Genomic DNA, 20,172 nt, shown 5'->3' on the forward strand with positions numbered 1-20,172 from the left:
TCCGTATTGACGATGAGGGGCGGGGGGGCGAGTGAAAGGCTTGCTGGCAGGAGCACTTTCCGTGCTCATCGCAAGCCACGAGAGGAGAGACGAGATGGGCGTGATCTTCGATGGAGTCCCGACCGCCGGCAGCGATGCCTGGATGATCCCTGATGCGGTGGCGCTGCTGGAGCGCGTCGAGGCGCTGGTGCCTGTGCTGGCCGAGCGTGCCGCCGACGCCGAGCGTGCCGGCAAGGTGCCCGTGGAAACGGTGCGCGAGATGCAGGAGGCCGGAGTGTTCCGCGTTCTGCAGCCCCGCCGCTGGGGCGGCTACGAGCTGGACCCGCGGGTCTTCTACCGTGTCCAGATGGCCCTGGCGCGAGGGTGCATGTCGACCGCCTGGATCTACGGGGTGATCGGCGTGCATAACTGGCAGCTGCCGCTTTTCCCCGAGCAGGCCCAGCGCGACGTCTGGGGGGAGGAGGGCGAGCGCAGCGACACTCTGATCGCCTCCACCTATATGCCGGTCGGCAAGGCGGATCCGGTGGAAGGCGGCTATCGCTTCTCCGGTCGCTGGGGCTTCTCCAGCGGCGTGGAGCACTGCCAGTGGATCTTGCTGGGCGGCCTGCTGCCCCGCGAGGATGGCGACGAGGGGCTCGAACACACCACCTTCCTGCTGCCGCGGGAGGACTTCGAGATCGTCGAGAACTGGGATGTGCACGGCCTGCGCGCTACCGGCAGCCACGATATCGTGGTCAAGGATGCCTTCGTGCCTGCCCACCGCACCCAGCGCACCAACAATCACAGCGACAGCGGCTGCCCCGGGCGAGCCCTCAACGATGGCTGGCTCTATCGGATTCCCTTCACCCAGGTGTTCCAGCGGGCCGTCTCCACCGCCTGCATCGGCGCTCTGGACGGTGCCATTGCCGAGTTTAGCCAGCGCGCGGCCGCGCACGTGGGCAAGCACGGTGCCAAGACCGCTGAGGATCCCAACGCGCAGATGGCCGTGGCACAGGCGATTCTGCGCAGTGACGAGCTGAAGCTGGTGCTGATGCGCAACTTCCAGGAGGTCGTTGACCACGCGCACCAGGGGACCCAGATGGAGGTCGAGGATCGCCTGCTGCAGCGCGCCCAGTCAGCGCTGGTGGCCAAGACCTGCGCCGCCCACGTGGATGAGCTGCTGCGAGCCTGCGCGGCGTCGGGGCTCTACCGTAGCAATCCCATCGAGCGAATCGTGCGGGACATTCATCAGGCCCGTGGGCATATCGCCAATAACACCGACGCCTACGCGCGGTCGTTCGGGGCGGTGATGCTTGGCCTGCCCAACGCCGATCCCTATATCTGAAGCCGTCGGAGGGGCACATGGACGCTTCACGCTACCACTCCCTGCGCGTGCGCGAGGTCATCAACGAAACCCCAGATGCCTGCTCGATCTGGCTGGAGGTGCCCGGGGCGCAGCGGGACGCCTTTGCCTACCGTCCCGGCCAGTTCCTGACGGTGCGGTTGCCGGTACAGGGCGAGGCGATCCAGCGCTGCTATTCCCTCTCTAGCGCACCGGGGCTGGATGGCGATCTCAGAATCACCGTGAAGCGGGTGCCGGGCGGGCTGGGCTCCAACTGGATCTGCGATGCGCTGGCGACTGGCGAGCGGTTGGAGAGCCTGGCGCCGGCGGGTCGCTTCGTCGCTGACACGCCCGAGGGGGACTTTCTGCTCTTCGCCGGCGGCAGCGGCATCACGCCGGTGCTGTCGATCCTGCGCGCTGTGCTGGCCGAGGGGCACGGCCGCGTCTGTCTGGTCTATGCCAATCGCGACGAGCGCTCGGTCATCTTCGCCGACCTGCTGCGCGAACTGCAGGGGCAATACCCGGAGCGGCTGCAGGTGATTCATCTGCTCGACTCCGTGCAGGGGCCGCCGCGTCGAGAGCAGCTGATGTGGCTGGCCAGGCCCTGGTGGCATGCGCGGGTCTTCATCTGCGGCCCGGGTCCCTTCATGGCGGCGGTGGAAGAGGCCATAAGTGCTCTGGGCGTGCCGCCGGAGCGAGTGCGCCTCGAGCGCTTTCTTTCGCCGCCTAGCCGTCCTGCTGCCCCGGAACCTGCGGCGCTTGCTTCTTCGCTACCGGAGGAAGCGGTCACCCCAACCGAGCCAGCCGCCGGCGAGGGGGAGAGCGAGGTCAGCGTGACCCTGAACGGAGAGACGCTGCGGTTCCAGTGCCGCCCCGACGAGACGCTGATCGAGGCGGCTGAGCGTCAGGGCATTCTGCTGCCCAACGCCTGCCAGGCTGGCATGTGCGCCACCTGCATGTGTCGGGTCGAGGAGGGTGAGGTGGTGCTGCAACACAACGACGTGCTAGATGAGCGCGACCTGGCCCGGGGCATGACGCTGAGTTGTCAGGCCCAGCCGGCCAGTCCGCGGCTGGTGCTGACGTTTCTCTAGTCCTTGCGGACGATGGCGCGGCGCGGCGACTTCGACAGGGTGATGGGACGGGCAATCGCTAACAGAGATGGTGGAGGATAAGGCATGAGCGGCAAGGTGCAGGACAAGGTGGCCTTCGTGACCGGAGGCGGTAGCGGCATCGGCGAGGCGACCGCAAAACTGCTGGCCCGGGAAGGCGCCAGAGTAGTGATCTGTGGGCGGCGCGAGGCGCCGCTGCAGGGAGTGGTCGAGGCGATCCGCGCCGAAGGCGGTCAGGCCGAGGCCGTGGTGGCCGACGTCAGCGATGAAGCAGCACTGGTCGCGGCCCTGGAACAGACCGCCGAGCATCACGGCAGCCTGGATATCCTGGTCAATAATGCCATGGCCTTCACCTGGGGGCCGCTGGTGGAGATGAGCACCGTGGAGTGGCACCAGAACTTTGTGGCCACGGTGGATGGCACCTTCTGGGCGACCCGCACGGCCCTTGGGCTGATGAAGGGCCGCGGTGGCGCTATCGTCAACCTGGCCTCGATCTGCGGCGAGCTGGGCACCGCCGGCATGTCGGGTTACTCCGCCTCCAAGGCGGCAGTCATCAACTTTTCCCGGGCGGCCGCCGCCGAAGGTGCAGCCGATGGCGTTCGGGTCAACGTGGTGGTCCCGGCGGTGGTCGAGACCCCAGCCACGGCCGGCATGCTGGCCGACGAGGCCAGCCGTCGCAGCACCGAGAAGCTGATACCCATGGGACGCGTCGGGCGCCCCGAGGAGCTGGCCGAAGCGGTGCTCTTCCTGGCCAGTGAGGCAGCTTCTTACATCACCGGTGCCACCCTGCCCGTCGACGGTGGTCGTAGCGCCGTGCTGATCACGGCCATGGACTAGCGGGAGGCTTGGCATGAGCGAAGTGCAAGAGTGTGGCCAGCAGAACCTGGCTCAGGTGGAAGCCCTGATGACACCAACGCGCCTGGGGGCGCTGGAGCTCGCCAACCGCATCGTCATGGCGCCGATGACGCGCAATCGCGCCGCGGCGGACGGCGTGCCCACGCAGATGATGGCCGATCACTATGCGGCCCGGGCCGAGGCGGGGCTGATCGTGGCCGAGGGCACCTGGCCCTGCGCCGAGGGCCAGGCCTATTGTCGCCAGCCGGGGATCGCCACCGCGGAACAGGTCGCCGGGTGGCGCAGGGTGACCGATGCCGTCCACCGCCGCGGGGGGCGCATCGTGCTGCAGATCATGCATGCCGGGCGTATCGGGAGTCGGCACGTCAAGGGGCCGGGCGTCGCGACCCTGGGGCCCAGCGATGAAGTCGCCCGGGGGGAGGTCTACACCGACGATAGCGGCATGCAGCCCTTTGATACGCCGCGAGCCATGACTACCGCCGAGGTGGTTGAGGCGGTGGCCGTGCACGGTCGTGCCGCGCAGCTCGCCAGGGAGGCTGGCTTCGACGGCGTGGAGCTGCACGGCACCAGCGGCTATCTGCCGATGCAGTTTCTCTGTGCGCGCACCAACCGGCGCGACGACGCCTACGGCGGTAGCATCGAAAATCGCGTGCGCTTCGTGGTCGAGTGTCTCGAAGCCATGAGTTCGGAGATCGGCGCCGACCGGGTGGGGCTGCGCCTCAACCCCGGTAACACCTACAACGATGTGAGCGATGGGGAGTCGGTGGAGACCCATCGTGAGCTGCTGCGCCGATTAGCTCCTCTGGGTCTGGCCTACCTGCATATGATGCGCTCCCCGCTCGAGGACCTGGACGCCTTTGCCCTGGCGCGAGAGTCCTTCGAGGGACCGCTGGTGCTCAACAACGGCTTTTCACCCGAAAGCGCCGCCGAGGCGGTGTCCTCCGGTGAGGGGGCGGCGGTCTCCTTCGCCCGCCACTTCATCGCCAACCCCGACTTGGTCGATAAGGTGCGCCGCGGCGAGGCGCCGCGGGGGTTCGACAGGAAGACCCTCTATACGCCTGGCCCCGAGGGCTATGTGGTCGCCTGAGTGCTGTGACTCAGGACGACTTAGATAGTATACGTAGGTGGTATACAATCGTGTCGCCATAGTCGCTAAGTTAACGTAAATCCTCCCACATCCAACGACATCGACAAGGCGGCCCCCCGGGTGCCGCCGAGGGGGCGAGCTGAGCATGGCCACGCTAGACTTGGATACTTACGATGAGCTGATATCCAGCCTCTATGAGGCAGCTCATGAGAGTGATAACTGGCGACGAGCCCTGGAAATAATCAAAGACCTCTTCGCGGCCAACTTCGTCACCCTGATCTTGCGGGTGCCCTCCCAGGGCGAGACCGGCCTGATGGTTGCTGTCGGGCGTGTCGAAGATCGCGAGCTCGGCGATGCCAGCGTCAGCTACTTTCCTTACCAGCATCAACAGACCCCCTTCTCGAATCTGCCGGCCAACAAGGTCTTCACCGTTGAGGATGTCATGAGTGAGGGGGAGTGGCGGCAGAGCAGCTACCGGAAGCACTGGTGCGCCGCCAGCGGGGTCTACCATCTTCTGGGCGCCGATATCGAGACTCCCGACGCCGGTCGGCTGCGCTTTCGGATCACCCGCGATGAGGCCTCGCCGGCCTTCGGTGCGGAGGAGCGGGCGCTGTGCGAGCGCATCATTCCTCATCTGCGACGTGCCCTGACGCTGCACAACCAGCTCGACCGCACCGCCTCGATGAGCACACTTTACTGCCAAGCGGTAGAGAAGCTCTCCCTCGGCATTATCCTGGTAGACGAGAACGGCCATGTCATCGATCAGAACCTGGCGGCGAAGCACCTGATCGAGAGCGAGGATGGGCTCAAGGTCGTCGGCGGGCGCCTGGAAGCCTTCTACCCCAGCGACAACAAGGAGCTGCGCCGGCTGATTCGGCAGGCCTTTAGCCTGGCCGAGACAGAGGCCGGGGGGGCGGGCTTTCCCGAGGCCATGTCGCTGACTCGCCCCTCCGGGGAGGTCAACCTGGGCGTGGTGGTGGAGCCCATACCACGCACCGCCTGGGCCGATGGCAAGGGGCAGCCTGCCGCTGCGGTCTATATCCGCGACGCGGTGGGGCGCTCCCAGGCCAGCAGCGAGGTGGCCAAGAAGCTCTTCGGCCTGACGCCAGCCGAGACCCAGCTCTCCCTGCAGCTGGCCAACGGCCTCTCCCTGGAAGAGGCGGCCGAAGCGCTGGGTATTCGCCGCAACACGGCACGGGCTCACCTACGCTCGATCTTTTCCAAGACCGGCGTCAGGCGCCAGACCGAGCTGGTCAGGCTCTTTCTCAACAGCGTGGCGCCGCTGGGCGGTGGCCTTGGCGGCGAGCTGGACTCCCTGGCCAGCTAGTCCGACTGCAGGATGCCCCCCTTGGCAGCAGAGCCCAGCATGGCGGTGATGACAGCCGAGGAGAGAATCTCATGAGCCGCAGGGTCGCTTTTATCTCCGGTGCCAGTCGCGGCATCGGGCGCGCCACAGCGCTGGCTTTCGCCAGAGCCGGCTTCGATCTGGTGATTACCGGGCGTACCCAGGTGGAGGGCCAGATGCATGAGCATGCGCTGACTCAGCCCGACGGCACGCCGCTGCCGGGAAGCCTGGCCGCCACCGCCCGGGCGCTGGAAGCGTGTGGCGCCGAGGTGCTGGCGCTGCCCATGGACCTGCTGGACAGCGCTTCGGTAGCGGCGGCGGCGCAGCATGCGCTGGCCCACTTTGGCCGCGTGGACGTGCTGGTCAACAACGCCATCTACCAGGGGCGCGACCTCAACGCGCCTTTCATGGCGCTTACGGCCGAGACCCTGACTCGCGTTGCCCAGGGCTATTTGATCGCTCCGGTGCAGCTGACCCAGGCGCTGCTGCCGGCCATGCTGTCCCAGGGCGGCGGCGTGGTGATCAACATCACCTCCGGCGCCGGAGAGAAGGATCCGCCGCTGCCGGCCGATCGGGGCGGCTGGGGCTACGCCTATGGCGCCGGTAAGGCGGCCGTCTCGCGGCTCTCCGGAGTGCTAGCGCGGGAGTCCGGGGAGCAGGGAATCCGGGCTTACACGGTCAACCCTGGCGTGGTAGCCACGGAAGCGCTGCAGGCCACCCTGGGGGAGGGCGGCGAGCTGGCCCGCCGCTACGGCGCGGTCTCCCCTTCGCTGCCGGCGGCGGTGCTGCTGTGGCTGGCGACTGCGCCAGAAGCCGAGTCGATGCAATATCGGACCCTGGACGCCCAACCCCTTGCCCGTGAGCGCGGCCTGGTGGCGGAGGCAGAAGAGAGCTAACAGTGCGGGGCGTCTCGATCGAGAAGCGAAAAAGGTGCGAAATAAAAGAAGGGTACGCTCAGCAAGCGGGCCCTTCTCGCTCTCCCTTTCGCCATTGGCATTTTTTTACATGCACTGGCGTCAGGCGGTCAGGCTGCCGCCATTAAGTGCGTGGACCTGGCCGGTGACCCAGCTCGCTTCCTCCGACGCCAGATAGGCAACGCCGGCGCCAACGTCCTGTGGGGAGCCCGCTCGGGCCACTGCGCAGGACTTACGCGCTATTGCCTCGGCGCCCTCCCAGTTGTTCATGGTACCCAGGGAAAGGGCGTTGACGGTGACGCCCTGGCGGCCGGTCTCCGAGGCAAGTTGCCGGATGAAACCGACGGCGCCGGCCTTAGAGGCGGCGTAGGCGGCGATTCCCATGGGGACGCCGGCCCGCCAGGACTCCGAGGTGATCGCTATGATCCGCCCCCAGCCCTGCTCCAGCATGCCGGGCAGTACCGCCTGGCAGCCGTGCATCAGACCGTAGAGGTTGAGGTCGATATAGGCCTTCCACTCCTCCGGAGCGCTCTCCACGAAGCGGCCATAGGTCATGCCGCCTACCGGCACGCCGGCGTTGGCGACGAAGATATCGATGCCGCCCCAGCGCGCTTTAACGCCGGTGACCATTTCGCGAAGCTGTGCGGGGTCGGTGATGTCCGCCGGCGCGGCGATGGCGTCATAACCCTCGTTGACCAGGCATTCGGCCGCCTCTTGGGCGCGCTCGGGCAGCGCCTCGTTGACGGCCACCTGGGCCCCCTGGCGGGCCAGGGCGCGGGCTATGCCGAGCCCCATGCCGCGCCCGGCGCCGGTCACCAGGGCGCGCCTGCCGGTAAGCGAGAAGAGCGGTAGAAACATGACGACCTCCTTGATCGGTGAGGAGTTGGGCGGTGTTCAGCGCCCGGTAAATTGGGGGCGGCGTTTCTCCAGAAAGGCCAGCATGCCTTCCCTCTGGTCTCGAGAGGCGAACATCAGCGCGTTGGCCTTGCGCTCGATGGCGAGAGCGCTTTCGAGGGGGGCATCGAGCCCGGCGAGGATCACTTCCTTGATCTGCTCCGCCGCCAGCGGTGAGAGTTCAGCGATCTGCGCTGCCACTTCCAGGGAGCGGGACGTCACCTGCTCGTCGGGCACCAGCTCGCTGACCAGGCCGGCCACCCAGGCCTCGTGAGCCGTTATGGGGCGCCCGGTCAGCGCCATCTGCATGGCCTTGGCCTTGCCCACCGCGCGGACCAGCCGCTGGGTGCCGCCGATACCCGGCATGATGCCGATGCGAATCTCTGGCTGACAGAAGCTGGCGCCTTCACCGGCGATGAGCACATCGGCCAGCATGGCAAGTTCGCAGCCGCCGCCGTAGGCGTAGCCATTGATTGCCGCGACCACCGGCTTCGGGCAGTGCTGGATCGGCGCCCAGAGTCTTTCGGTATGGCGCTTGTGAATCTCGATCGGGTCGGCGTCGATCATGCTGCGAATATCGCCGCCGGCGGCAAATACGCGCTCTCCGCCGGTGAGCACGATGCAGCGGGCCCGCTCGTCCTCGCCCAGCTCGCAGAAATATGCAGAGAGCCGCGTCTGCAGCTCGAGGCTCAGAGCGTTGGTAGCCTCAGGGCGGTGCAGGGTCAGCCTCGCCACGCCCTCGCTCGGCCAGTCCAGAAGAACCGGCGGCGCTGTCTCATCTTTTGCTGTCATGCGCGTCACTCTCGAACTAGGGGCTCTGTGAAATAGTCGTCCTCACTGAGAATGTCGCCATCGTCCGTTCAGACGAAGTGGCCGGTGAGTCGAGCTCTCTAGACTGGCGTCATGGTGTCAGAGGCAAGCGAGGAGAGCCGGATGCAGCCAGTCAGATCATCAATGCCCGATTACTCGGGGCGCGTAGTGCTGGTCACAGGGGGGACCCGCGGCGTTGGGGCGGGCATTGCCCGCTGTTTTCTGGAGGCGGGGGCAGAGGTGGTGGTGTGTGGACGTCAGGCGCCCGACCAGCTACCGCAAGCCGACGGCCGCCGCGCCGACTTTCTCGAGGCGGACGTGCGCGACCGGGACTCCCAGCAGGGCATTTTCGAGCGCATCGCGTCACGCTACGGGCGGCTGGATGTGCTGATCAACAACGCTGGGGGGAGCCCCGCAGCGGAGGCGGGCGAGGCCTCGCCGCGTTTTCACGAGAGCATCCTGCGCCTCAACCTCATCGCGCCCCTGGAGCTGGCCCAGCACGCCAACCGGATGATGCAGCACCAGCCGGAAGGGGGTTGCATCATCTTTATCGGCAGCATCAGCGCCCTGCGCGCTTCCCCGGGCACCGCCGCCTACGGTGCGGCCAAGGCGGGTGTGCTGTCGCTGGTGCAGTCGCTGGCGGTGGAGTGGGCGCCCAAGGTGCGCAGCGTCGCTGTCAGCCCCGGGCTGGTGCAGACCGAGCAGTCTCATCTGCATTACGGCGACGAGGCGGGCATCGCCCGGGTTGCCGAGACCATTCCGGCGGGCCGGCTGGCGGCGCCGGAGGATATCGGCCGAGCCTGCTGCTTCATCGCCTCGCCGCTGGCGAGCTATGCCAGCGGCTGCAACCTGCTGCTCCACGGCGGTGGTGAGCGTCCGGCCTTCCTTTCCGCCAGCAGCGCCGCACCCTAACCCTTTCGCGGCTGCCGCAGGGCAGCTGGACATGCAGGAGATCAACCCGTGGCTGAACAAGAGTGGATATCCGAAGTGCGTGCCCTGGTGGGGCGTGAATATGGTCGCGTCTACGCCTGGGATCGCGTCAATGCGCCGATGATTCGCCAGTGGTGCGAGGCGATGGGGGTCAACAACCCTCTCTATACCGACGAGGCCTATGCCCGGACCACCGAGTACGAAGGCATCGTGGCTCCCCCCGCCATGCTCCAGGCCTGGTGCCTGGAGGGCATGCATCAGAACAACTACCCGCCGGGCTCCACCGACGAGAACCCTTATGAGGTGCTCAAGCTACTGGAGGCACAGGGGTTTGCCTCGGTGGTGGCGGTTAACTCGGACCTGAGCTTCGAACGCTATGTGCGTCTCGGTGAAAGGCTCTACTACACCACCCGACTCGACTCGGTCAGCGAGGAGAAGACCACTGGGCTTGGCACCGGCTACTTCGTCACGCTGGTGATGCGCTTCTTCGCGGAGGCGTCCCACGACGACGAGCCGGTGGGGCAGCTGATGTTTCGTGTCTTCAAGTTCCGTCCGGCCCAAGTGGCGCAGGCTAAGCCAGCCCGGCCCGAAGAGGCGCCTGCCACTGTGCCACGCCCACGTCCCGGCATCAGCGACGACACCCGCTTCTTCTGGGAGGGGTGCCAGGCCGGCGAGTTGCGCATCCAGTGTTGCAGCGCCTGCGGCGAGCTGCAGCACCCCCCCGGCCCCGCCTGCAGCCACTGTCAGTCACTCGAGCTGAGCTACAAGACGGTAAGCGGCCAGGGGCACCTCTACTCCTACGTTGTCATGCACTATCCCGAAGTGCCGCCTTTTGACTACCCCAACCCCATCGGCCTGGTGGAACTAGACGAGGGCGTGCGCCTGGCAGCTGGCCTCGTTGACGTGGAGCCCGACCGCCTGGAGATCGGGCAGCGTCTCGAGGTGGTCTTCAATACCTTTGATGGCGACCTGGTACTGCCCCAGTTTCGCCCGGCAAGCGCTTGAGGAGGCGGCATGGATTTCACGATGAGCGAAGAGCAGCAAGCCATCGCAGAGATGGCGCGGGGGCTGTTCGATGACCACTCCCAAGACGAGGCCCTGCAGCGCTTCGATGCGTCCGGTGAGCCCTGGCTAGCGCCGCTCTGGGAGGCCTGCATCGAGACCGGGCTGCACTCCCTGCTGATCCCCGACGCCCAGGGAGGCAGCGGGCTTGGCATGATCGAGTTGATGTGGGTACTGCAGGCCCAAGGGGAGTCGCTTGGCCCGGCGCCGCTGTGGCGCCACCAGCTGGCCGCCACCCTGCTGGCGACATTCGGTGACAGCGCCGAAGCGCCGTTGGTGGAGGCGGCGGCAGCCGGCCACCGACTGCTGACCCTGGGCGGCATCGACGCCGTTGTCGCTCAGCGGCCCTGTCTCTCGGCCCAGGCCCACCCGGATGGCTGGACCCTGGCCGGCACCCTGGCAGCGGTGCCCTACGCTGAGCAGGCGGCGCTGATCATCGTGCCGCTGGCCCTGCCGGACGGCATGCGACTGGCCTGGCTGGACCCCAACAGCTCGGGGCTTGCGCTTCGAAAGGGCGTCATGGCCCAGGGTGAGCCGGTGTGCGACCTCGAGTGTGACGGCGTGGTGATCGGCCATTCGCAGCTGCTCCCGGAGACGGCGCTGGACTGGCTGCGCCCGCGGGCGGTAGCGGCCCTGGCGGCGCTGCAGCTGGGCGTAAGCGAGGCCCAGCTGCGCCACACCGTGGCCTATATCGCCGAGCGGCGACAGTTCGATCAGCGCATCGGCAGCTTCCAGGCGGTCCAGATGAGCATGGCCGATGCGCGCATCGACTTGGAGACGCTGCGCTCGACGCTCTGGCAGCTCTGCTACCGCCTGGATGCCGGGCTCTCCTGCGATGCCGAGGCGGCAAGCGTGGCCTGGTTCGCCTGTGAGGCGGGTCACCGCATCGGCCATCGCGCCCAGCACGTGCACGGCGGCGTCGGCGTCGACATCACCTATCCGATTCATCGCTACCTCTACTGGAGCCGCGTGCTGGGCAGTGAACTGGGCGGCGGCAGCGCCGTGCTCGACGCGCTGGGGCAATGGCTGGCTGAACATGACACTCTGGGATGGAAATATGACCTCGAAGAACATTCGGCATCTTGACGATGTGACAGTGGGTGAATCGCTGCCCGAGCTGTCGATTCCAATCACCGTGACGCTGATCACCGGCGGTGCGGTCGCCACTCGTGACTACTTTCCCGGTCATCACGACAAGGATGCGGCCCAGGCGCTGGGTTCGCCCCATGTCTTCATGAACATCCTGACCACCAGCGGTCTGGCGCAGCGCTTCGTGGAGGACTGGGCCGGCCCCGAGGCGCGCTTTGTCGACCTCAAGATCAAGCTGGGCGCGCCCAACTACCCCGGGGACACCATGTTATTCAGCGGCGAAGTGAGCGCCGTGGACAACGCCACTCGTAGCGTGGACGTGCGCTTCAAGGGCAGCAACTCCATGGGCAGCCACGTGACCGGAACGGCAACCCTGCAGCTGCCCCACGACGAGGAGAGACGAGCATGACGGATCAGTCGATTGCCGGCCGTGCCGCCATCGTGGGACTCGGCGCCACGGAATTTTCCAAGAATTCGGGACGTACCGAGCTGCGCCTGGCCATGGAAGCGACGCTGGCTGCCCTGGCGGACGCGGGCATTGACCCGGCGGATGTGGACGGCTTCAGCAGCTATAGCGTCGACAAGGTGCCCGAATACGAGATCGCACGTCTGCTGGGGTGTCGCGAGGTGCGCTTCTTCTCCCAGGTGCCCCACGGCGGTGGCGCCGCCTGCGCCCCGATCATGCACGCCGCCATGGCGGTAGCCACCGGCATGGCGAATACGGTGGTGGTCTATCGCTCGCTGAACGAGCGTTCCTGGTACCGATTCGGTAGCGGCAGCTATGGCTTCGGCGACACCCCCATCTTCGACAACGTCAACTATGGCTGGTACATGCCCCACGGCTTCCACACCCCGGCGGCCTGGGTGGGCATGTTTGCCCGTCGTTACATGCACGCCTACGGGGCCACCTCGGAAGACTTCGGCCGGGTGGCGGTGGCGGCGCGGGACTTTGCCGCCACCAACCCGGAGGCCTTCTTCTACCAGAAGCCCATCACCCTGGAGGAGCACCAGGCTTCGCGCTGGATCTGTGAGCCGCTACACCTGCTCGATTGCTGTCAGGAGTCCGACGGGGCCGTAGCGATGGTGATCACGCGGCGGGATCGGGCTCGGGATCTGACGGACCACCCGGTAGTGATCAAGGCCGGCGCTCAGGGCATGGCTGAGGGGCAGCAGAGCATGACCTCCTTCTATCGTAAGGAGATCACCGGGCTGCCGGAGCTCGGCGTTGTGGCGCGCACCCTCTATGGACAGTCGGGACTCTCGCCTGAGGCGATTCAGACCGCGGTGCTCTACGACCACTTCACGCCCTTCGTACTGCCTCAGCTCGAGGAGTTTGGGTTCGCACCTCGTGGCGAGGCGAAGGAGTTCGTGCGCGCCGGCCATCATGCTCGGGGCGGCCGGCTGCCCATCAACACCCACGGCGGGCAGATCGGCGAGGCCTACATCCACGGTATGAATGGCGTGGCCGAAGCGGTGCGCCAGGTGCGGGGCACTGCGGTCAACCAGGTGGAGAGCGTGGAGAACGTGCTGGTCACGGCGGGCACCGGGGTGCCGACCAGCGGCCTGATTCTGGGGAGCGAGTGAGGTGATGACATGTTTGTGGATTTGACACCCGAGCAGCGGGCGCTGCGACTGCAGGTACGCGACTACTTTTCACAGCTGATGACGCCGGAGCTTCGGCAGCAGCTGCGCGGACAGGAGGGTGGCGAGGATTATCGCCGGGTGGTGCGCCAGATCGGGAAGGATGGCTGGCTGGCGGTGGGCTGGCCCAAGGAGCACGGCGGCCAGGGGTTTCAGGCCACCGAGCAGCTGATCTTCTTCGAGGAGGCCAATATCGCCGGTGCGCCGCTGCCCTTTGTGACCATCAGCACGGTGGGGCCGGCGCTCATGGAGTTCGGCACCGAGGAGCAGAAGGCGCGCTTCCTGCCCGGCATCGCCGCGGGCGAGATCCACTTCGCCATCGGCTACTCGGAGCCCGAGGCCGGCTCCGACTTGGCCAACCTGAAGACCTCGGCACGCCTTCAGGACGACACCTTCGTGGTCAACGGCAACAAGCTGTGGACCTCGGGGGCTGAGAACGCCGACTATATCTGGCTGGCCGCCCGCACGGACCCCGAGCGAGCGCGCCACAAGGGGATATCGATCCTGATCGTGGATACCCGGGATCCCGGCTTCTCCAGCACCGTCATCCCCACCTGCAGCAATCCCACTGCCGCTTCCTATTACGACGACGTCAGGGTGCCCCGGGAGAATCTGGTGGGGGAGCTGCACGGCGGCTGGCGGCTCGTTACCTCCCAGCTTAACCATGAGCGCCTGGGACTGGGCTCCTGGTCGGACAAGGTGGTAGGGCTGTTCCGGCGCGTCTACCTCTGGGCGCGGACCCCGGACGAACGCGGGCGGCGTCCCATCGAGCAACCCTGGGTGCACCGGGCCCTGGCCGAGTGCTATGCGCGGCTGGAAGCGATGCGCCTGATCAACTTCCGGATTGCCGCCGACCTAGATCGCGGCGAGATGGACGTGGCCCTGGCCTCCATCACCAAGGTCTACGGCTCCGAGTCGGCGGTCGAGATACTGCACCGCCTGGTCGAAGTGGTGGGGCGCAGCGCCCTAGTACGCGACGGCAGCCCTGCCGCTGTGCTCATGGGGGACCTGGAGTACGAGGTGCGCGCCTCGGTGACCCTGACCTTCGGTGGCGGCACCAACGAGATCCAGCGCGAGCTGATCGCCCAGTTCGGCCTGGGACTGCCCCGTGCAGTTCGCTAGCCATTTCCCGCCAGGAGAACAGCAATGAGCGATATCGAGGCCTTTCGATGCGAAACCCGCGCCTGGCTGGAGGCTAACTGCCCTGAGTCGATGCGCACCCCCATGCCCGAGAATGAGATGGTCTGGGGGGGCAGTCAAGTCGAGTTTGTCAGCCAAGATCAGCGGCTCTGGTTCGAGCGGATGCGTGATCGGGGCTGGTTTTGCCCCGACTGGCCCATCGAGTATGGAGGCAGCGGACTGAACGCCGAGGAGGCGGCGGTGCTGGAGGCGGAAATGCGGCGGCTGCGCTGCCGACCTCCACAGATCAACCTGGGCATCTGGATGCTGGGGCCGCTGCTGCTCGAGCACGGCAGCGAGGAGCAGAAGCGACGCCTGCTGCCGCCCATGGCTCGCGGCGAGGTGCGCTGGTGCCAGGGCTTCAGCGAGCCCAACGCCGGCTCCGATCTCGCCAGCCTGCGCACCCGGGCACGCCTTGAAAGTGACCACTTCGTGGTGGACGGGACCAAGATCTGGACCTCCTACGGCGACAAGTCCGACTGGATGTACGCCCTGGTGAGAACTGATCCCGACGCCCCCAAGCACCAGGGCATCAGCTTGCTGCTCATCGACATGCACGCCGAGGGAGTCTCGACGGCCCCCATCGACCTGATTGGCGGCAAGTCCTCATTCTGCCAGGTGTTCTTCGACGGCGTCAGGGTGGCTAGGGAAAACCTGGTGGGCGAGCTTAACGCGGGCTGGGCCCTGGCCAAGCGCCTGCTGCAGCACGAGCGGCGCGCCATGTCCAAGTTCGGCGAGATCAGCCTCCCGACCCACTTCGATCTGTTGTCACTACTTCGCGAGTACCTGCCCGAGCCTCAGGGGCGCGCCGAGCAGGCGCTCCACCTGCGCGCCATTCGCTGCCGAATGGAAGAGCACGCCTTCGAGTTGACCCAGCGGCGCATGGCCGAGGAGATGCGCGCCGGCCAGGATGGCTCAGATCTGATGGCCATCATGAAACTGGTGCACAGCGAGCAGGAGAAGGAGAAGTTCGAGGTGCTGCTGGATGTGCTGGGGCTGCGCGCCCTGGGTTGGGAAGAGTCGAGCTTTACCGACCAGGAGCTGGCGCTGACGCGGGCCTGGCTCGGCAGCTTTGCCCAGACCATCGCTGGTGGCTCATCCGAGGTGCAGCTCAACGTGATTGCCAAGCGGGTCCTCGGGCTTCCCGAGGCGGGCAAAGGAGAGGCGAAATGAGTCTGGCATACGACGATGAACAGCGGCTGCTGGCCGATACGGCGCGGGACTTCCTGACCGAGCGCAGCCCGGTGGACGCTCAGCGGGCGTTGCGCGATCGGCAGGACCCGCTCGGCTTCGAGCCGTCGCTGTGGCAAGAAATGGTCGAGATGGGGTGGAGTGCTGTCCCCTTCGGCGAGGCCCATGGCGGGCTCGACTTCGGCTATCAGGGGCTGGGCGTCATCTGCAAAGCCATGGGGCGCCAGCTGAGCCCGGCGCCGCTGCTCTCCTCGGTGGTGCTGTGTGGCAGCCTGCTGGAAGGGCTGGAGGATCCCGTCCGGGTTGCCGACCTGTTACCTCCCCTGATCGCGGGCGAGTGGCGCCCGGCCCTGGCCCTGGAGGAGGGGCGCCACCACCAGGTGCTGCCGCGGGTCTGTAAGGCCCGTGCCTCGACAGAGGGATACTGCCTCGATGGCGAGAAGAGCTGGGTGGTGGACGGCGTGGGGGCCGACGCCTATCTGGTCACGGCGCTGATGGAGGAGGGCGATCCGGCGCTCTTCCTAGTGCCGGCGGAGAGCGCCGGCCTGAGCGTCGAGAGCCTGACGCTGGTGGATTCGCGCAACGGTGCCAGGCTGCGTCTCGAGCGGGTGCTGCTTGGGCGTGAGCAGCTGTTGGCCAGGGGAGAGGCGTGTATCGCGCTGCTCGATACCGCCCTGGATCGCGGGCGCGCCTGCCTGGCCGCCGAGCTGCTCGGTGCCAGCGAGGCGCTGTTCGAGATGACCCTGGAATATCTCAAGACGCGCCGTCAGTTCGATGTACCCATCGGCAGCTTCCAGGCCCTGCAGCATCGCTGCGCCTGGCTGCATGTGGAGCTGGCGCTGGCCCGCAGCACCGCCATGGCTGCCCTGGAGGCGGTGGATCAGGAGAGCGCCGAGCGGGCTGGCCTGGTCAGTCTGGCCAAGTGGAAGATGGGCGCAGTGGCCGAGCGCGTCAGCCGCGAGGCGGTGCAGCTACACGGCGGCATCGGCGTTACCGACGAGCTCGACGTGGGCCTCTACCTCAAGCGTATCCGAGTCGCCCAGGCCTGCCTCGGCGATGGCGACTACCACCTCGACCGCTATGCCAGCGCGGTGGAGGCCGAGGCCTGACGGCATGTTTCGCTGATAGTCCGTATGGACCATGTGTCGCTGGAAGTAGGGCGCTACAACGGGAGACAGGGCGCGGTGCCTCTTAGTCCGCCCCTGTTATCCATCAGCCAGACGGGGAGACTACAATGCACAAATCCCGTGATTCGTTCCCACCACGCTACTCCGCATCCCGCATGAGGAGGCGGGCCTATCTCCTGGCCGCGCTGGCCCTGGCGCTTGGACTGGGACTTATGAACTCCTGGTCCAGCCAGCAGTTGATGCCTCAGGCGCCGGCCCAGGCGCTGTCGCCAGTGCCGCAGCCGAGCTTCGGGATTGGTGATCTGTTTCGTCACTGAGCGGTGAGTCGCGAGGCATCAAGGCGCTCGACATCAGGGCGGACATCAAGCCTCAGGTGCCAGAACAGACACCATGGCATCGACAGAAACCAGGACAGGAACCAGGAAAGAAGAGGGCCCGCCTTCCAGGCGGGCCCTCTGTTCTTCTGTCCTTCTCTCGCCACTTTGCCCTTCTTGCGCCATCTTCCCACGCCAGGGGAGGGCAGGCGTTCGCCGCTACAGGCTGCGCCCGGCCATCATGCCGGCGCGGATGGCGCCCTCGATATAGCCCAGTCGCTCGCCGTCACCGATGGCGGTGATCGGCAGGTCGGGCAGCGTATCCGCCAACGCTTGGGCGAGGGTGTCATCGGGTCTGGCGCCAGAGGCCAGGATCACCGAGTCGCAGGGCAGCGTCTGAATGTCGCCCTCGGCGTCGCGCACCTGGACGCTTTCTGCGGAGATGCGCTCGGCTGCGCGCTCGGTCAGTATCTCCACCCCGGCCTCGCGAAGCTCATGCAGCACTCGCCAGCGCCGTGGAATGGAGAGCTCGGCGCCGAGCTCGCTGCCGGCCTCCACCACGCTGACGTGACGGCCACGATGAGCCAGAAACTCGGCCAGCTCCAGGCCCACCAGCCCGCCGCCGAGAATCACCACGCGCTTGCCCAGCGGCATCCAGAGTTTGGAGAGCTTCTGCAGGGCGGCGGTGCTGCCGGTCACGCCGGAGAGTCCGCCCGCCTTGAGCATCATGCGCTGGGAAAGGCTGAGCTTGCGCCGGGCGACATCCTCCCCTTCGCCAGTCAGCAGTCGGCGCAGCTCATCGCCGGACCAGACGTGGGCCTGGTCGGCGCCGTCGATTGCAGGTGCATCGCGGTTGGCGCCAACGGCCAGGACGACGTGATCGGGGGCCAGCGCCTGGATCAGGGCGGGGGTCGCTTCTGTCCCCAGGCGTACCTCGACGGGTAGCTGTTCCACCTCATGGCGCAGCTGATCGACCAGCGGGCCGTTCGGGGGGTAGGCCAGGGAGGCGAAGAAGAGGGTGCCGCCCAGCCGCGGCCCGCGCTCCAGCAGCGTGACCCGGTGGCCGCGCAGTGCGGCCACGCGTGCCGCCTCCAGGCCGGCGGGGCCGCCGCCCACTACTACCAGGTGGCGCTTCGTGGCGGCGGGCTCGAGGCTGATCTCGTGCTCGTGCCCGACCATGGGATTGACGGCGCAGCGAATGCGCTGGTTGAGGAAAATCTGGCTGACGCAGACGTAACAATAGATGCAGGGACGAATCGCCTCGCGACGCCCCTCGGCCAGCTTGCGCGGCAGTTCAGGATCGGCCAGCAGGGGGCGAGCCATGGCGACGAAGTCGCACTGCCCCCGGGCGATGGCCCGCTCCGAGTCCTCTGGCGACAACCGGCCGGCGGTGATCACCGGGATGCCAAGCCGCTTGCGGAAGACGCTGGCCCAGTCGAGAAAGGCGCCGGGGGTCTGGACCAGCGGGGCCTCGGTAAATTCATGCCCCTCCTTGAGGGTGGCATAGGCCGAGACGCTCACCGCATCGAGGCCCGCCGCCTCCGCCATGGCGGCCACCTCGAGGCTCTCCTCGAGATCGATGCCGCCTTCGGTATGCAGCTCCTTGGCATCCAGCCGCATCCAGACCGGGTAGTCATGGCCGACCCGCTCGCGGACCGCGGCAATGATCTCCAGCAGCAGCCGGGCGCGATTCTCGAGGCTGCCGCCGTAGGCGTCCTCGCGACGGTTGTAGTAGGGGGAGAGGAAGCCGGCGATCAGGTAGCTGTGGCCGGCGTGGATCTCAACGCCGTCGAAGCCGGCACGCTTGGCGCGCTCGGCCGCATCGGCAAAGCCTGTCACCAGGTTGTCGACGTCGGACGGCTCCATGACCCGGATCTTTGGCTGGCCGCTCTGCCGGCTCTTGCTGGAGCTGATGAAGCGCCCCAGCTCCTCTTGGGTCAGGCTGGCCATCATGGCGGTGCTGCCGCGGGGCGGCAGGGAGGGGACCCAGAGCTCGCGTCCCTCGGTCAGGTCGCGAATCGCCGTCTTGCCGGCGTGCTGAAGCTGAATGGCGATGCGCGCCCCGTGGCGATGAACGCGCTCGACCAGGTGCGCCAGCCCGGGCAGGAAGTCGTCGTGAGAGAGCCCGACCTGCCAGGGCTCTGCTGTGCCGTGGGGGTGGGCGATGGCGCCGACCCCCATGGTCAAGAGGCCTGCACCGCCGCGGGCGCGTGTCTCGTAGAAGGCCTGGATGCGCTCCCCGCAGCTGCCATCCTCCTCGGCCAGATTGGTGCCCATGGGCGCCTGAACAATACGATTCTTGAGCGACAGGGACCCGATGCGTCCCGGCGACAGAAGCGCGGCGTAATCCGACATGGAACCTCCCGGTCAGCCGTGGGCGAGAAAGTCGAGACAGGTACGGTTGAAGAGCTCGCGGTGCTCCACCTGCACCCAGTGGCCGCAGCGGTTGACCATCAGGAAGCGGGCTCGTGGGGCGCCGGCGAGGAACTTGTCGGCCCCGCTGGGCGGATTGAAGAGGTCGTTGGTGCCCCAGAAACCGAGGATCGGGCACTGGATCTCGCTCAGGCGCTCGGTCATGTCGGGAACCAGCATGGTGGAGAAGAGGTTGGCGGGCTGGGTAACAGCAACCGCCGCGCGCTCCGCGAGAAGGGACTCCTCCAGCCCCGTGGCGTCGTAGAGCTGCAGGCTCATCACCTGGCGCATCTCCTCGACGCCCATGGGACCCCGGCCGTAGACCTCCACCATGCGGCGGATGCCTTCCATCTCGAAGTAGGTCTCCCGCGCTTCCACGCCGCCGGGGGCCATCAGGATCAGCCGCTCGACCCGCTGCGGCTGCTCCAGGGTCATGCCAAGAGCGATGGCGCCGCCGAGCGAGTTGCCCAGCAGGGTGGCGCGGGGCAGGTCCAGGGCGTCCATGAAGCCGCGCAGGGCCGCGACAAAGAAGGCCAGGTCGTAGTTGACGTTGTCGGGCTTGTCCGAGCGGCCGAAGCCCGGCAGATCGAGAACCAGGTTGCGGTAGCCGGCCGCCACAAAGTCCGGCACGTTGCCCTTGAAGTTGCTGTAGCCGCTGGCACCCGGGCCGCTACCGTGCAGCCAGATCACCGCCGGGCCGTTGCCCTCATCCAGGTAGTGAAGACGCAGCCCGCTGGGGAGCTCGACGTAATGGCCTTCCGGCAGCGGCAGATTCTGTTCCGACATCCCGTTGTTCTCCTTTAGTCCTGGGTCTCGGGTGATGCTCCGGCAGGCTCGGCCGGGGAGCATCGTCCGTTCAGACCATTCGGGAATATCGGCAGAAATAGTCTCG

Annotated in this window: 19 protein-coding genes; 15 read left to right on the plus strand and 4 right to left on the minus strand. The window is 66.9% G+C overall.

The genetic code is table 11. The features are described from left to right. Positions 1–61: 61 nt before the first annotated feature. From ACM26W_RS00175 to ACM26W_RS00200, 6 genes are all read left to right on the plus strand, one after another. Complete coding sequence (locus ACM26W_RS00175; protein WP_416138863.1) at positions 62–1,324, plus strand: acyl-CoA dehydrogenase family protein; 1,263 nt, start codon at positions 62–64, stop codon at positions 1,322–1,324. A 17-nt stretch (positions 1,325–1,341) separates the two neighbouring features. Next, a complete protein-coding gene (locus ACM26W_RS00180; protein WP_416138864.1) occupies positions 1,342–2,412 on the plus strand; it encodes a 2Fe-2S iron-sulfur cluster-binding protein in 1,071 nt (356 codons plus the stop codon). Positions 2,413–2,496: 84 nt separating this feature from the next. Further along, positions 2,497–3,267 carry an SDR family NAD(P)-dependent oxidoreductase gene (locus ACM26W_RS00185; protein ID WP_416138865.1) on the plus strand — a complete coding sequence of 257 codons (771 nt, stop codon included), beginning with the start codon at positions 2,497–2,499 and terminating at the stop codon, positions 3,265–3,267. A 13-nt stretch (positions 3,268–3,280) separates the two neighbouring features. Further along, on the plus strand, positions 3,281–4,372 hold the full coding sequence (locus ACM26W_RS00190; protein ID WP_416138866.1) for an alkene reductase: 1,092 nt from the start codon (positions 3,281–3,283) through the stop codon (positions 4,370–4,372). 145 nt (positions 4,373–4,517) lie between these two features. Then, positions 4,518–5,699 carry a helix-turn-helix transcriptional regulator gene (locus ACM26W_RS00195; RefSeq protein WP_416138867.1) on the plus strand — a complete coding sequence of 394 codons (1,182 nt, stop codon included), beginning with the start codon at positions 4,518–4,520 and terminating at the stop codon, positions 5,697–5,699. A gap of 71 nt (positions 5,700–5,770) precedes the next feature. Beyond that, positions 5,771–6,613: an SDR family NAD(P)-dependent oxidoreductase gene (locus ACM26W_RS00200; RefSeq protein WP_416138868.1), complete on the plus strand. Its 843-nt coding sequence runs from the start codon at positions 5,771–5,773 to the stop codon at positions 6,611–6,613. 120 nt (positions 6,614–6,733) lie between these two features. Here ACM26W_RS00200 and ACM26W_RS00205 read toward each other — a convergent pair whose 3' ends face one another. After that, positions 6,734–7,489 (minus strand): SDR family NAD(P)-dependent oxidoreductase, encoded by a 756-nt coding sequence (locus ACM26W_RS00205; RefSeq protein ID WP_416138869.1) that lies wholly within the window; start codon positions 7,487–7,489, stop codon positions 6,734–6,736. Between the two features lie 36 nt (positions 7,490–7,525). Next, entirely contained in the window at positions 7,526–8,317 is a 792-nt protein-coding gene (locus ACM26W_RS00210; protein WP_416138870.1) for an enoyl-CoA hydratase, read from the minus strand. Between the two features lie 141 nt (positions 8,318–8,458). On the opposite strand from ACM26W_RS00210, the gene ACM26W_RS00215 reads away from it, so the two are divergent. The 9 genes from ACM26W_RS00215 (at position 8,459) to ACM26W_RS00255 (ending at position 16,871) form a co-directional block, all read left to right on the plus strand. After that, the gene (locus ACM26W_RS00215; protein ID WP_416138871.1) at positions 8,459–9,247 is read left to right on the plus strand and encodes an SDR family oxidoreductase; all 789 of its coding nucleotides are present in this window, start codon (positions 8,459–8,461) and stop codon (positions 9,245–9,247) included. Positions 9,248–9,295: 48 nt separating this feature from the next. Next, on the plus strand, positions 9,296–10,270 hold the full coding sequence (locus ACM26W_RS00220; RefSeq protein ID WP_416138872.1) for a bifunctional MaoC family dehydratase N-terminal/OB-fold nucleic acid binding domain-containing protein: 975 nt from the start codon (positions 9,296–9,298) through the stop codon (positions 10,268–10,270). Positions 10,271–10,279: 9 nt separating this feature from the next. Continuing rightward, positions 10,280–11,413 carry an acyl-CoA dehydrogenase family protein gene (locus ACM26W_RS00225; RefSeq protein ID WP_416138873.1) on the plus strand — a complete coding sequence of 378 codons (1,134 nt, stop codon included), beginning with the start codon at positions 10,280–10,282 and terminating at the stop codon, positions 11,411–11,413. Beyond that, positions 11,385–11,825, plus strand: coding sequence for a MaoC family dehydratase (locus tag ACM26W_RS00230; protein WP_416138874.1), 441 nt, complete (start codon positions 11,385–11,387; stop codon positions 11,823–11,825). Before ACM26W_RS00225 ends, ACM26W_RS00230 begins: the two co-directional genes overlap by 29 nt. Beyond that, complete coding sequence (locus tag ACM26W_RS00235) at positions 11,822–13,000, plus strand: lipid-transfer protein (protein ID WP_416138875.1); 1,179 nt, start codon at positions 11,822–11,824, stop codon at positions 12,998–13,000. Before ACM26W_RS00230 ends, ACM26W_RS00235 begins: the two co-directional genes overlap by 4 nt. Positions 13,001–13,009: 9 nt before the next feature. Next, on the plus strand, positions 13,010–14,179 hold the full coding sequence (locus ACM26W_RS00240) for an acyl-CoA dehydrogenase family protein (RefSeq protein ID WP_416138876.1): 1,170 nt from the start codon (positions 13,010–13,012) through the stop codon (positions 14,177–14,179). Between the two features lie 24 nt (positions 14,180–14,203). Continuing rightward, positions 14,204–15,409, plus strand: a complete 1,206-nt coding sequence (locus ACM26W_RS00245; protein ID WP_416138877.1) for an acyl-CoA dehydrogenase family protein — start codon at positions 14,204–14,206, stop codon at positions 15,407–15,409. Beyond that, the gene (locus tag ACM26W_RS00250; RefSeq protein WP_416138878.1) at positions 15,406–16,536 is read left to right on the plus strand and encodes an acyl-CoA dehydrogenase family protein; all 1,131 of its coding nucleotides are present in this window, start codon (positions 15,406–15,408) and stop codon (positions 16,534–16,536) included. Before ACM26W_RS00245 ends, ACM26W_RS00250 begins: the two co-directional genes overlap by 4 nt. A 125-nt stretch (positions 16,537–16,661) precedes the next feature. Continuing rightward, on the plus strand, positions 16,662–16,871 hold the full coding sequence (locus ACM26W_RS00255) for a hypothetical protein (RefSeq protein ID WP_416138879.1): 210 nt from the start codon (positions 16,662–16,664) through the stop codon (positions 16,869–16,871). Positions 16,872–17,087: 216 nt separating this feature from the next. On the opposite strand, the gene ACM26W_RS00260 is transcribed toward ACM26W_RS00255, so the two are convergent. Together ACM26W_RS00260 and ACM26W_RS00265 are read right to left on the minus strand one after the other, a co-directional pair. Beyond that, positions 17,088–19,223, minus strand: coding sequence for an FAD-dependent oxidoreductase (locus tag ACM26W_RS00260; RefSeq protein ID WP_416138880.1), 2,136 nt, complete (start codon positions 19,221–19,223; stop codon positions 17,088–17,090). Positions 19,224–19,235: 12 nt separating this feature from the next. Further along, the gene (locus ACM26W_RS00265; RefSeq protein ID WP_416138881.1) at positions 19,236–20,066 is read right to left on the minus strand and encodes an alpha/beta fold hydrolase; all 831 of its coding nucleotides are present in this window, start codon (positions 20,064–20,066) and stop codon (positions 19,236–19,238) included. Between the last annotated feature and the right edge of the window lie 106 nt (positions 20,067–20,172).

Origin of the sequence: Halomonas sp. HK25 (assembly GCF_047795635.1) — a bacterium.
GTDB lineage: Bacteria > Pseudomonadota > Gammaproteobacteria > Pseudomonadales > Halomonadaceae > Halomonas.

Excerpts from the sequence above, each read along its gene's own strand:
- ACM26W_RS00180 (WP_416138864.1), top strand. The coding sequence starts at position 1,342 with ATGGACGCTTCACGCTACCACTCCCTGCGCGTGCGCGAGGTCATCAAC.
- ACM26W_RS00185 (WP_416138865.1), top strand. The coding sequence starts at position 2,497 with ATGAGCGGCAAGGTGCAGGACAAGGTGGCCTTCGTGACCGGAGGCGGT.
- ACM26W_RS00190 (WP_416138866.1), top strand. The coding sequence starts at position 3,281 with ATGAGCGAAGTGCAAGAGTGTGGCCAGCAGAACCTGGCTCAGGTGGAA.
- ACM26W_RS00195 (WP_416138867.1), top strand. The coding sequence starts at position 4,518 with ATGGCCACGCTAGACTTGGATACTTACGATGAGCTGATATCCAGCCTC.
- ACM26W_RS00200 (WP_416138868.1), top strand. The coding sequence starts at position 5,771 with ATGAGCCGCAGGGTCGCTTTTATCTCCGGTGCCAGTCGCGGCATCGGG.
- ACM26W_RS00205 (WP_416138869.1), bottom strand. The coding sequence starts at position 7,489 with ATGTTTCTACCGCTCTTCTCGCTTACCGGCAGGCGCGCCCTGGTGACC.
- ACM26W_RS00210 (WP_416138870.1), bottom strand. The coding sequence starts at position 8,317 with ATGACAGCAAAAGATGAGACAGCGCCGCCGGTTCTTCTGGACTGGCCG.
- ACM26W_RS00215 (WP_416138871.1), top strand. The coding sequence starts at position 8,459 with ATGCAGCCAGTCAGATCATCAATGCCCGATTACTCGGGGCGCGTAGTG.
- ACM26W_RS00225 (WP_416138873.1), top strand. The coding sequence starts at position 10,280 with ATGGATTTCACGATGAGCGAAGAGCAGCAAGCCATCGCAGAGATGGCG.
- ACM26W_RS00230 (WP_416138874.1), top strand. The coding sequence starts at position 11,385 with ATGACCTCGAAGAACATTCGGCATCTTGACGATGTGACAGTGGGTGAA.
- ACM26W_RS00235 (WP_416138875.1), top strand. The coding sequence starts at position 11,822 with ATGACGGATCAGTCGATTGCCGGCCGTGCCGCCATCGTGGGACTCGGC.
- ACM26W_RS00240 (WP_416138876.1), top strand. The coding sequence starts at position 13,010 with ATGTTTGTGGATTTGACACCCGAGCAGCGGGCGCTGCGACTGCAGGTA.
- ACM26W_RS00245 (WP_416138877.1), top strand. The coding sequence starts at position 14,204 with ATGAGCGATATCGAGGCCTTTCGATGCGAAACCCGCGCCTGGCTGGAG.
- ACM26W_RS00250 (WP_416138878.1), top strand. The coding sequence starts at position 15,406 with ATGAGTCTGGCATACGACGATGAACAGCGGCTGCTGGCCGATACGGCG.
- ACM26W_RS00255 (WP_416138879.1), top strand. The coding sequence starts at position 16,662 with ATGCACAAATCCCGTGATTCGTTCCCACCACGCTACTCCGCATCCCGC.
- ACM26W_RS00260 (WP_416138880.1), bottom strand. The coding sequence starts at position 19,223 with ATGTCGGATTACGCCGCGCTTCTGTCGCCGGGACGCATCGGGTCCCTG.
- ACM26W_RS00265 (WP_416138881.1), bottom strand. The coding sequence starts at position 20,066 with ATGTCGGAACAGAATCTGCCGCTGCCGGAAGGCCATTACGTCGAGCTC.